9 protein-coding genes are annotated in these 12167 nt (G+C 56.6%); 3 read left to right on the top strand and 6 right to left on the bottom strand.

Translation table 11 applies throughout. The annotated features are described in order from the left end of the window. A partial coding sequence (locus tag GHK62_RS25620) for a thioesterase domain-containing protein (protein ID WP_202982057.1) occupies nt 1-1009 on the top strand: 1009 nt, incomplete at its 5' end. A 946-nt stretch (nt 1010-1955) separates the two neighbouring features. Here GHK62_RS25620 and GHK62_RS25625 read toward each other — a convergent pair. The 3 genes from GHK62_RS25625 to GHK62_RS25635 all read right to left on the bottom strand — a co-directional run bounded on the left by GHK62_RS25625 (nt 1956) and on the right by GHK62_RS25635 (nt 4454). Beyond that, complete coding sequence (locus GHK62_RS25625) at nt 1956-2381, bottom strand: IS110 family transposase (protein ID WP_327791121.1); 426 nt, start codon at nt 2379-2381, stop codon at nt 1956-1958. A 301-nt stretch (nt 2382-2682) separates the two neighbouring features. Beyond that, a complete protein-coding gene (locus GHK62_RS25630) occupies nt 2683-2859 on the bottom strand; it encodes a hypothetical protein (RefSeq protein ID WP_153441834.1) in 177 nt (58 codons plus the stop codon). 584 nt (nt 2860-3443) lie between these two features. After that, nucleotides 3444-4454, bottom strand: a complete 1011-nt coding sequence (locus GHK62_RS25635) for an IS110 family RNA-guided transposase (RefSeq protein ID WP_184109044.1) — start codon at nt 4452-4454, stop codon at nt 3444-3446. Nucleotides 4455-5039: 585 nt separating this feature from the next. On the opposite strand from GHK62_RS25635, the gene GHK62_RS25640 reads away from it, so the two are divergent. After that, nucleotides 5040-5681 carry a patatin-like phospholipase family protein gene (locus GHK62_RS25640; protein ID WP_234887047.1) on the top strand — a complete coding sequence of 214 codons (642 nt, stop codon included), beginning with the start codon at nt 5040-5042 and terminating at the stop codon, nt 5679-5681. 108 nt (nt 5682-5789) lie between these two features. Here the strand turns inward: GHK62_RS25640 and GHK62_RS25645 are convergent, their stop codons facing one another. The 3 genes from GHK62_RS25645 to GHK62_RS25655 all read right to left on the bottom strand — a co-directional run bounded on the left by GHK62_RS25645 (nt 5790) and on the right by GHK62_RS25655 (nt 10241). Then, nucleotides 5790-6254 (bottom strand): acyltransferase family protein, encoded by a 465-nt coding sequence (locus GHK62_RS25645; protein WP_153441836.1) that lies wholly within the window; start codon nt 6252-6254, stop codon nt 5790-5792. A 694-nt stretch (nt 6255-6948) separates the two neighbouring features. Then, a complete protein-coding gene (locus GHK62_RS25650) occupies nt 6949-9123 on the bottom strand; it encodes a peptidase domain-containing ABC transporter (protein WP_153441837.1) in 2175 nt (724 codons plus the stop codon). 32 nt (nt 9124-9155) lie between these two features. Next, nucleotides 9156-10241, bottom strand: coding sequence for an HlyD family secretion protein (locus GHK62_RS25655; RefSeq protein WP_153441856.1), 1086 nt, complete (start codon nt 10239-10241; stop codon nt 9156-9158). Nucleotides 10242-11903: 1662 nt separating this feature from the next. Here GHK62_RS25655 and GHK62_RS35400 point away from each other — a divergent pair. Beyond that, a complete protein-coding gene (locus GHK62_RS35400) occupies nt 11904-12131 on the top strand; it encodes a sunset domain-containing protein (protein ID WP_452595782.1) in 228 nt (75 codons plus the stop codon). Nucleotides 12132-12167: the final 36 nt, after the last annotated feature.

Consider the following 12167-nt stretch of genomic DNA (forward strand, 5'->3'; position numbering starts at 1 on the left):
GCGGGTCGGCCGCCACGACAACTTCTTCGAACTCGGCGGCCACTCATTGTTGGCGGTGCAGCTGGCCAATCGAGCCCTTGATCTTGGGTTGAAGTTTAGCGCCGTCGATATCTTCCAAGCGGCTGTTCTGCACCAGCTTGCATCAAGGGTCCAAATCGACTTTCACTGTCGTAGACCTGGACTGCTAACGGTTCGTGCCGCGGGATCTCAACCGCCACTTTTCTTTGTTCCCACGGGTTATGGGGACTATTCGTATGTCCTCACTTTGATCAAGGAAGCAAATATAAGTTGTCCCGTCTATGCTCTGCCATGGCCGTCTTTCAATGACCTTTGCCCACTGACTCTCGAATCGATAGCGGCGCACGTCATTGCGTCGATCAAAGAAATCCAGCCACAAGGTCCGTACCGCCTTGCCGGCTACTCATCAGGAGCGATTTTGGCTTATGCCATAGCCCAGCACTTACTGAACCTGAACGACGTTGTGTCATTCGTGGGCTTCATCGATGTTACGCTACCTGCAGCGCCATCAAGCATATCGGATGCACAAGCTGTAGCAGAGGTGATCTTTGAACCTCTCGAGTCCCTAGATGATAACACGTTCGAAGTGTTGGAGAAATTTGCTAGGCAGAGCTCCGTGCCCGAGTTGCTCGAAAAGGCGCGGCAAATTGGGGCAATTGTTCCACAACTCCATTTCGGCGATCACGCCTTGAAATGTGCCTATTTCCACCGGGCGCTACGATCGTATCGAGTTCCATCTCTACCAATTAAGATATATCAGTTTTATGCCACCGATCCCTCCCTCGATCTTCCGTCTCGGAGGGGCAAGAGTTCAGTAGCCCCAGAGGCAAGTTCGCCCATGCGCGGCTGGGACCGCATTTTGAGTGCGGCGGCCGTTCATACAGTTCCAGTTCCGGGCAATCACGTAACAATGATGAGCAATCCGGAAAACCGCAAAGCCCTGGCACGCATGTTGTTGAGAGCCTTAAACAGCGTTGCGCATTTCAAGTGATCGTGAGCTCCTTTTCGGAGCTTCCGGGATGCTTCCGCCTACAACTCGACCTGTGCACAAGATGCCTCATTCAAAACGAGGAAGCCTAATGCCAACCCAGAAATTCTCGATGCCAGATCGAGAAGTTAAAGGTGCAAGGCATGTCGGGCCTGACTGCATGCACTATCGTGCACACAATCTGAGTGAGGTGCCGTGCATGGTTGTCCGCGGCGCGTCCGTCTTGCTGGGTTGCGCCGGCCGCTGTCCGAAGTGGATGGCATCGCCTCCAGACATCGTCCACACGGGCTGCTCTGTGATAACTTTACGGTTGGGAGCAAACAAGGTGAGGCAATACGCGTCTCACCTTGTTGTCGCGCTGCACCAAGACAACGGAGTGGTCCGCACCGATAAGGCAAGGGCCCGGCCGTTCGAGATTCGCCAGAACCCGGATGGCGCGCCTGCGATGAATCGGGACAGCGCGCCATGGCCAAGTCGGAGCATCGACACTATCGGTAACATTCTTAGACGATGCGGGGGGCAATGCCGCGATTCGCGTCACCACGTCATAAGAGCAGACGCTTTCGCAATATCAATCGTGCCCTTGTACCGCCCTAGTTATAACGTCAGCAGCGAATGCTCCACCGAAAAGGAAAGTGCCTACTCTTCCGAGATGCTTAAGGAACTTGCCTGCCTTCCTCAGCCATCCCCATGCCCCCCCCGAAATTGCAGATGCTTCTTCAGGAGTTAGTTCGGTCACACCATAAGCTGACATCTCGATCTTCATTTTCCACCTTTCTTGTCTTGCTGGACTTGATAACGAAGAGAAAGCATAATTCGTGCCAAATCGCAGAATAGCTCAGAAAAAAATGTTCTTAGCTTTCAAGGCTTCAATGAGAGCCGGGGGACAAGGGGCGAACAACACCGTGTCGCGGCCTCGACAAACGCCACAATGGGGACTCCCCATCGTTTAACAACCGGATTTTTGAGCGGCGAGAGAGGGGTCGAAGGTGGTGCCCGTTTTGAGCATGGCGCAGGCGACGGCAAGGAGGCGGTCGGCGACAGATCGCAGGGGCTCGACCGTGGCTGTGACCTCGGCTTCGAAGGGCGGGTATTTCGATCGGCTTCTGAGGTCGTGTTGAACGGCGAGGCGCGCCCAAGGGTACATGGCGTTGGCCAGTCGGTCATGGCAGGCCTGTCTTCTGACAACGATGCAGCTCTTGCCGGAGCGCTTGGTGACCGGCGCGACTCCTGTCAAGCTGCGTAAGGCGGCGTAGTCACGCCGCTGCAGGGCATCGAACGCTTCTGCGAGCAGGGTGGCGAGGACGATCCGGCCCACTCCCGGTAGGGATGCGAGGATCTCTGCCTCATGCTGCTTCTTCTGCCCCCGCTCCACCTGCGCGTTTCGACGAGGCTAGCGGTGAGGCAATCGAGCCGATGATGCGCTCGTTTGAGCTGCCGGTCGGCGGCTTTCTCCACCGCACAACGAGAACGTTAAGAGTGATGTCAATTGCGCAGGAAGAGCCTTAGAAATAGGCATATTCTGCAATGGTTACACCGAGAGATCCCGACACGGCCCGGAGTGTCGCGATCTCCAAAGGCCGACAATCGGAGTCAGAAAAGCGTACGCAGACACGCTCGGTGCAAATACATCGGCCATCAATGCTGTTAGCCAATGCCGGTTATGTTCTTCAAAGCTAGGAGCGATCCTTCATTCTTTGTATCGCTTCGATTAAAGCTGCGGCCGTTATCAGTCCTATGCCCACGACGCCGCTAATCACCGCCAAAGGCGCCAACCAATTTCCTCCCGACGTTGCAAATGCTTCTTCAGGAGATAGTTCTGTTACACCATAGGCTGTCATATCAGTCTTCATCGTTGTCTCCTTTTGTAGCACTCAAGCGATCAATCAATGCTCCGCGTCAGAGCTCCTCACCCGGGGCAACTAGAGGGACTCAAGAAACGTGCCAAATGCCGGTAAGAGCCTCAAAAGAACAGTTCCGCATACTGTTCAATGGTTTGCGCTCGAGAGCGCGGCAGTACGCTTGGCTGAACATAATGTCGCGCACTTCACAAATCCGACAGCAGGGGCAATGCACCGGATGACGAAGTAGCGGCAATGTTGGTGGAAAACGACACCAGAGGCGTCCGCCCCATGGGACTGGCAAATCAGCAGCCTGATCCTTGTCCACCCCAAGGGGCGCATATGTGGACGCCTCCTTGGCAATACGAAAGCGGCACCATTCTCAGCTCGGTCGGTTGCAGTCATATGTTCGGCCTTTCGATGCGGTCCGTTGAGCCGCTGGCCCTGATGAATCTCCGCGGATTGGATCCCTAAACACTCCAGCGCGCTCTAAGTCGCTGCACCCCTCGGGCTTTCCAAAGCCCGGCCCCTGACCGGTTCTCGTCAAGTGTATTTCGTCCTCACCAACTCGTTGTCGCGTTCAAGCCCACGCCAAATTACGCGGGGATGACACGGTAAACCTCTCCTCTCGTCATGAGCGCCCAGGCTATGCGCGCCATCTTGTTGGCGAGGGCAACCGCGACGACTTTCGTAGGCTTTTTCTCCAGGAGCTTGCGGATCCACGCCGTCTTGGCGGACCCTTCTTCGCGGGCGAAGCGGATCACCGCCGTCGCTCCGACAACCAGCAATGTTCGAAGATATCCGTCGCCCATCTTGGTGATGCCTCCGAGCCTTTGCTTGCCGCCCGATGAACTCTCTCTAGGCGTAAGGCCGAGCCAGGCGGCGAATTCACGGCCAGATTTGAAGGCTGTCGGGTCTGCGACTGTCGCTGCCATCGCTGTTGATGTCATGACACCAAATCCGGGAATAGTTTCCAATCGACGACTGGTCTCGTTGCCGCGATGTTCGCGCGCAATCTCGATTTCCAGTTCTTTGATGCGGTGACCCAACTCCATGAGGCTTGCTGTCATGGGAGTGAGTGCAACCCGGACGAGATCGGGGAGGTCGTTTACTTCGTCCTTCGGCGCGTTTAGGGCCGCCAGCAGGGTACGAATTCCTTGCGGCATGGCGATCCCGAATTCTGCCAGATGCGCGCGAATTGCGTTCGCCAGCATAGTTCGTTGCCGGACCAGAAGAGCTCGACAGCGATGCAGCATCAGAACCGATTGTTGGGCTGTCGTCTTCACGGCAACGAAGCGCATGTTCGGCCTCCTCACCGCTTCGCAGATGGCTTCGGCATCGGCCATGTCATTTTTGTTGCGCTTCACATAGGGTTTTACATAGGCCGGCGGCATCAGACGCACTGTGTGCCCAGATCGACCGATCTCCCGCGCCCAGTGATGCGCCGTTGCACACGCTTCGATGCCAACGAGGCAAGGTGAAAGTTTGCCGAAATAATCGATAACCTCCGAGCGGCGAAGACTCCGACGGATGCGAACATTGCCTTCATGATCAATGCCATGAACCGGAAAAACGTTTTTGGCCAGATCGAGCCCGATCGTGGTAATTTGCCCCGGACGCTCCTTGCTTTCCCGTGAGGCAACAGCAAAGCCATATCATGGTTGCTACGCCGGTGGTCGAGGCGTCCACATCAGCACTCCAATGGTGTGACCGAATTGACCCCCGAAGGAGCATCCAAAACTTCAGGAGGGTCTTGCCCACAACCCCTTTCGTGCGCCCGATTGACCCCATTAATCCGACACCTTTGCCGCCTGGTGTGAAGGCGTCATCAAGCCTTCTTTGAGGCAATCTCAAAAGAGCATAGGGGGTAGCCCCCTATGACTCTGCTGGATCGCCGCGAAGTCTCCGTCCGAACCCTAGCCGCAGCAAGCCTAGCCGGCAGGCCCTCGCTCGGAGCTCTCAAAGAGTCGATGGTCTGGTCTTCGACGAGTACCGCGCTACTATTACGCTCATGTAAGTCGACGCACTTGAGAGTTGTATTTCTCATGTCGCTCGTTGCCAAAAATCGCGATCGCCTGCCAAGGAGGAGGCAGCCATGCTGCGTTTGCGGCCGGTGTGCTGAGTGCCCTGCTGGAGCCTCAGTTTCGGGATCGTTATCAGCTTCTGCCTTGAGTGGGACGTCGGGCGGCGCCATGCGCCGCGTTGGTGTGGTCCGGCCTGATCCGCGGCGCGACCTTCTCAGTCGTCACCTCGACCTTGCGTCGTTGCCAAACGAGCCCCATCGTCGCGCGAGGCCGAAGCTCCTGATCGGGGTCACGGACATCATTCACGGCCTCGGAGTGGCGTTCGAGGGCGAGAGCTTGACCTATGATGAGTTGATCGCGTCGGCCGCGGTTCCCCCGCTCTTCCGTGCGGTGCAGGCTCACGGCACTCTCTTCTGGGATGGGCTCTTCAGCCGCAATCCTCCTGTGCGCGAATTCACCGAGTTGCCGGAGCGGCCAGACGAAATCTGGGTGGTGCAGATCAACCCGCAACAGGGGAAACGCGAGCCACGGGCGATGCGGGAGATCATCGACCGCTGGAATGAGCTGTCTGGCAACCTGGCACCCAGCCAGGAATTGTATTTCATTACGAAAATCAATGAGCTGCTCGCCGAGCATCCCGCACTCGGTGCACGCTATAAACCTATCAACATCCGAGTCGTCGAACTCGAGGATGACCTGAACTATCCCTCAAAGCTGGACCGCTCCAGCCCCGTAATCGAGCGCCTGCTGCGAAACGGACAGGAGCGCGCAGCGTGGTTCTTCGACGACCGATCTCTGTGGCCACGATAGCGAACGACGCGTTGTGGCGCACCTTTTTGTTTGGGCTCCTCGTCAACGCGGATCAACAAGGCTTCGGCCTTCGCGTCGAATCTTGGGGGCTGCTTACTAGTCAATCTCTCAGCGATCATATAGAGAGCGCATACTGTGCCATCTTCGCACCACGGGCTGAAGAAAAATCCAACGTTGCCCGTACCTGCCGCGGAAATCCCGGCCGAGAAGCATCCTCTGCGAGGAAATCCGAGGAGGCGGTATAAACGCCAGCGAGACGACGACCGCCACCACGCAGGTGATGGCGCCCATGGCCAACTGCGTGGCGATGTCCAATCGTTCAAGCGAAGCCTTCATCCAGAGTTGAACGACATAGGGGTGGGAGAGATAGAAGGAATAGGAGGCGTCGCCAAGCAGCACCAGAAAGGAGGAGAGCGGCACCTTGTCAACGGGAGCCGACGCAATCGCCGCCACGAGGATCGCCGCAACAGACGATGCCAAGAGCAAATTCGATAATGATCGGATTCGTGTAGAATTTCCACACGACGTTACCTGACTTGAAACGCATTCATTGATGGCGCGGATCTTTGCCATCCAACAGTTTTGGCAATCTTCCGAACGGCGACAGGGAAAGTTGGCCACAACTGAAAGACAGAGAGCGAATTTCTTTCGCGTGTACTTTTAGAGGTAGTCTGATGCCGCAAACAACTTTCGGCCAATCGGCTTATGTCGGGCCGGTGCAACGTGGGTGATTTGCGCCTTGCGTCCGATGGCTCGTCCCGCAAACTCCCGGGCGGCGTCCCGACAACGGTCGCCCTGACTCAGTCCTTCAGCCTTTCGAGAAAGCATAAGCCAATTGATTCTGGCCGTTCGACCCGAGCAGGTCGCCACAGAGCATTTCGATGTGGTCGTCATCGGTTCCGGTTTCGGCTCGGCGTTTTTCCTGCACGCCTTTTTACAGCGTCTCCGCGTCGGCGACTCTAAGATCACCCGAGCGTGCATCGACCAACACGACAGGGCTGCGGTTTCGCGCAATCGCATGAACCGCACATAGCTTTGGCAGAAGATGCAATCGCCGTCGTAGACGATCATCGGGATTTCGCGCTTTTTTCATTGGGGCCCCGGATCAAAGCCGATGCAATGCGACGCGAAGGAAGTTGGAGTGTCACTCGCGATTGTTCTGCATCGGATCTGACGCCACTGAGTTCCGTTGGAGCAACAACATGGTAGCGGGTCGTCGAGCGAAGTCCCGTCGCCGGGAACGTAGCGAATCCGGGAAATACTGTGATCACCCCACTTGCAACTGTGAGATAGATCCGGTTTGTGCCCTCCATAAGCGGGTGTAAGCACTCTCTGCTGACAGAAGATCATCATGCCTCCCCTCCGCAACCACCCGCCCTTTGTCCAAAACCACGATCTTGTCGGCCGAACGAATGGTGCTAAGTCGATGAGCGATGACGACGATGGTCTTATCGGCCCGCCGCAGTTCCTCCACCACCCGCAGGACAGACGCCTCGGCGACCGAGTCAAGAGAGGAGGTCGCCTCGTCGAGGATCAGGATCTCCGGATCTCGGTAGAGAGCCCGGGCCAACCCAAGGCGCTGCTTCTCGCCGCCGGAGAGCCGGACGCCGTTCTCGCCAAGATATGCCTGAAAGCCGCCGGGCCACCGCTCGATTGTCTCCAGCAGTCCTATTTTAGCGCAGATTTGCTGTATCTTCTCGATGTCCGGCTCGAACTCGCCAAGGGCGATGTTCTGGATCACCGAGCCCGAGAACACGTCGACCGCTTGGGGTACCGCGGCGACAATCTTGCGCAGGGATACGGTCGAGAGATCCTGGAGGGCAGATGGACCGATCCGGATACGTCCGCTCGCTAGCGGATAGACATTTTGCAGCAGCGCCGCGAGTGTGCTCTTACCCGACCCACTTTCTCCCACTACGGCCGTCATCTCGCCTTGGCGGAAGGTGACGCTGAGGTCTTGAAACAACTCCGGCTGCGCTCCATGGCGGAACGTGATATTCTCCAGGTGGATATCGCCAAGGTCGCACTTTGTGGCATCGATGCTGCCGCCGCTTGCCGGCTCTATGTCGAATATCTCGAACAGGCGATCGGCCGCGATAAATGCATCCTGAACGATCCGGTTGGTCTGGATCAGGCTGGCAACGGGCCGGGTGACATAGCCGAACAAAGTATAGCAGGATAATAACTCGCCAGGGGTGACGGTCTGATCAAGCGCAAGCGTCGTTCCGAACCACATCAGCACGATAGTGAAAAGGTTCGAGAGGCAAGCGGAGGCACTGTCTCCGAAGATAGAGATGAGGCCGGAGCTATAGACGGAATGTAGCATCTTGACGAAGCGGATCTCCATGTTCAACTTGGCGAAGCTCTCCATGCCGGAGGTCTTGATTGTCGAGACCGCTCCAAGCGATTCCACCAGTTGTGACTCCAGGTCGGCGGCATTCTCCATAATAGCGCGTTGGCGCTTCCTATTCAGCCGGTCAATACTCCAATAGAGTAAGAGGTATAATGGGATAGAGATCGCCACCATTAAGGCAATCTTCCAAGAGTAGACGAACATCAGTCCGAGCGAGAACACTATCACTAGCACGTTGACGAACATGGTGACAGAAAGGTCGTTAAGGAAGCTCCTGATCTTCACAGCGTCGTTCATGCGGGAGACGATTTCGCCTATTCGCATGCTGTCGAAGAACTGTTGAGGCAAGCTCAGGATGTGATCGTAGTAGCGGAGGATCAAGTGGACATCGATCTTCTGCCCTGTTTGCAGGACGAGCCGGTTTCCGAGGAGATCGATCAGGATCTGTACTGCCAGGATCAGCAGCATGGTGATGCTCATCAGGTTGAGCAGATTACGGTTGCCCGCTGTGATCACATGATCGACAATTTTCTGCACGTAGATGGCAGTCGAGAGGCCGAGTATCGTCGTCACCAGCGCCCCGACGAGAGCCTGCACCATCACCGCCCTATGTGGCGCAAGCAGACGGGCGAAATGAGAAAACGGTGAGGTGGTGTCGTTGCGGCGCTTGAAGTTTTCTGCAGGAACAAGGAGCACTAGGGCGCCAGTCCATTGGATCTTGAATTCCTCGTGCGATAACTTGCGGATTTCGCCGTAGGCTGGGTCCATGAGGGTAACGCACCTAGCATCGATCGCCTGGATTACGACAAAGTGGTGCAGGACCTCCTTGACGATTACGTGCGCGATAGCGGGCTTGGGGATTTTGTGGAGGCTGTCGAAGCCACCTTTCACCCCCTTGGCAATGAAGCCCAGCTTCTGCGCTGCTTCCGTGAGGCCCAGTACGCTAGTGCCGGAACGGGTGGTCGAGGCATACTGGCGGATGCGCGACAATGGCACCTCATAGCCATAAAAGGCTGCGACAGAAGCAAGGCTGGCGGCTCCGCAATCCGTTACGTCCCGTTGTTTGAACTTGATGACCTTACTTGACATGGCGGCTCGCTGGCTGGTTTGAAGGTGGAGGATCAGCGGCCCGCCAGGAGGGGGTTGAGCCAATCGTCGACGTCATTGTAGAGGAGTTGGAGAAGCGTACGGTCGGCCACGAGGAAGCGAGCCCGCACGGTCATGCCTTTCTTCAGCTGACCGACGACGCCGTTCTTGAGCGCGAGATGGCTGCGGGAGAGTGCACAGCCGATCTTGAAGACCGGGTTTCCGTCGTTAAGGGTGAAGTCCTGCGCTACGGTGAGCACTGTCGCATCGATGACACCCCATTCATTGTAATTGAAGGCATCCACTTGGAGGTGCACCGACTGGCCCGGCCGCACGAAGCCAATGTCGCTGGGGGTGACGTAAATTTCTGCCACCAATTCCCCGTCCGGCGAGATTGAAGCGACGGTTTGCCCCGCCTGCACGTAGCTTCCGGGGGTGAGGCCGGAGAAATCCTCAAGGGCGCCGGACACCGGGGCGCGAATGCGGGTCAGATCCCGTTCATCCTCAAGCTGACGCAAGGTGGCCGTGAGTTCCTTGAGGCGTAAGTTAGCGTCGAAGAGCTGTTGGTTCCATTCGGCGGATTTGCGCCGCACAAGGATCTCTCCCTTAACCTCAATGTTTTGGAGGGCGAAAGCCTTTTCATCGACGGCCTTTGCGGGCGCTGCAGCAACGGAGACCAGTCGCCTGGCGCGCTCGAGTTCCGCCGCGGCATTATTGCGAGCATATTGGTTTTCTCGCAGAAGGTTGAGAAAATGCGCCCGCTCGGCCGTGATGGATTCGGTCAGGAGGCGGATCGGTTCCTTGGTCTGTGCGCCGCTGGAGACTAGGGTTTCGAGGTCACGGGCAAGATCGCTCTTCGCGCGAATGTCGGCTTTCAGCGCCTTGAGCTTTTCCACAACCACCGCATCGTCGAGAGCGAGGATCTCCTGTCCCTGGGCAACTAGATCGTTCTCAACGGCAAGGATACGGGAGATGCGTCCGGAGACGGGTGCAATCAGGGGCGTCTTCTCGATGGTGGGGCGAATGGTGCCGGCACTTTGGACAGAGACCGTTATTGTTATGAATGGCAGCGACACCAATGTCGCTACGACAGAGAGCACAATGATCTTATATATGACCAAAGATCGTCCGGATCTTCTGGAGAGAATGCTCTCTGCGGTGCAGCAGGCTACTTCAGGGGAAAGGGGAACTGCTGATCTATGTTCAGTATGAAGCATGGTTAGCTTGAGTACTTATGTTCTAACTGTGGATCTTATTGCGGATGCCCCTTCCACTATAGTCGCTGATACAAGAGCTAGTAGCGTAACACCTGCCCAAACAAACCCCCAGAATAGCCCACCCGAAGTTGCAGTTGCTTCTTTAGGAGCTAGTTCGGTCACACCATAAGCTGAAGTATCCGCCTTCATGGTCGCCTCCTTTACGAGAGCTAAAAATCAGTCAGGGATGCGGCTTTTGCCGCCGCACCCCGAGAACATCAAACGTCAAGCGTCGTGCCAAAGTGCACAGAAAGCTGCTATTTATGTTATTCGATGGCTTCACTGAGAGTGCGCGGCATGCCTGCCCGAACCTGGCATGCCGCAATTTCGAGAAGCACCGGGCAGCATAAGCGCAGGTCACGAGATGATCAGTGCAGATATATCGCGATCAATGCTGCCAGCTTGCGCCCTTTATGTTTCTTCAGACATCGAACCGTCCTGCTTACGTCTAATCAGTTCCGTTACAACTCCAACCAAAAAGATTGTTACCCACACGGCGCTGCCAATCGCCGCCACATCGGCCAAAAACCTCCCGATGTCGCAGATGCTTCTTCAGGAGTTAACTCGGTTACACCATCGGCTGCCATATCAGCCTTCATTGTCGTCTCCTGGCGCCCGCAATGAGAGAGTTCAAGTAACGTGCCAAGTGTCGTGAAGAGCCTCAAACGAACAGTTCCGCATACTGTTCAATGGCTTACGCTTCAGAGTGCGGCGGCACGCCTGGCCGAATTTCGTGTCGCACACTGGACAAACCCGACACCAACGTAGGTAAGGGACGCCGGGATAGCCGCAACGAGCAGGTAATTAAGGCCAGTACAATGAACCGCGCTTGGAGCACGACAATGCTTGCTCGGCAGCTTACGCGTCAGCTTCGGGGACGCGGCCTTATCCACGTTTGGGCCGAGATTAAGGTGTCGAGGATGTACCCTTGCCGTCGATCGCTCCGTGGGAGTCGTGGACGCAGCTTCACAAGTCACGAGACTGCGGCGATCTAACGAGTAAGAGCCATCTCCGTCGCATCGCAAATATGCCGGTCTCAACGGTCGCTGCCGACTTTGTTCGGCGGCGCCTCCTTCATGCGCAACTGGGCCGGATCGCCAAGTCACTGTTCGGGACCTAACCGCGGCGTGCTAAGACGTCGAAAGTCTCTACGCCCCAATTGAGCGTGGCTCGGTGCTCCTCCTTTAATCCACCTCTTTGAAGCGAATGTTGAATCCACCTCGCGCTCCGTCACGGAGACTTCAGGGGACTGCCCGGTAGGCGATCATCAAGCCACACTTGCCGATCGCTTTGTACGTCATCCGCTCGCAGAAAGTAACTTGTGGCCCTGCAAAGGCTGGGAGCATGAGCAGATTTAGCTATCTGGACTCTGCATCGCTCAGCCGTAATTTTCGGGTGGGGGGCGGGGAAGGTCGTCAACTTCGATCCGCAGAAGCGCCGGAAACGGGAGCTGGGGCGTAACGCGCAGGTCGGTATAGACTGCGTGCGCCGCAGCGGACCCGTAGTCAATGCAGCTGGATTCCCGGCATGGCGATAATCGCTGCATTTGTTCTGTTCGGGATTTCCCAGTACGTGTCACCAATCCCCGGCTGCGCGATAAAGGGCAATATCAGCTACAACACCGGTGAGCGAATCTACCACCTACCGGGACAAGAATATTACAGCCAAACGCGCGTCAATTACTTGGACGGGGAACAATGGTTTTGTTCCGAGGAGGCGGCACGGGCCGCCGGATGCCGGAAGGCTTACAGATAACCGTCAATCCGCCGGTTAGCGGCTTTTCGATATGAG

Source organism: Sinorhizobium terangae (assembly GCF_009601505.1).
Taxonomy (GTDB): Bacteria; Pseudomonadota; Alphaproteobacteria; order Rhizobiales; family Rhizobiaceae; genus Sinorhizobium; species Sinorhizobium terangae.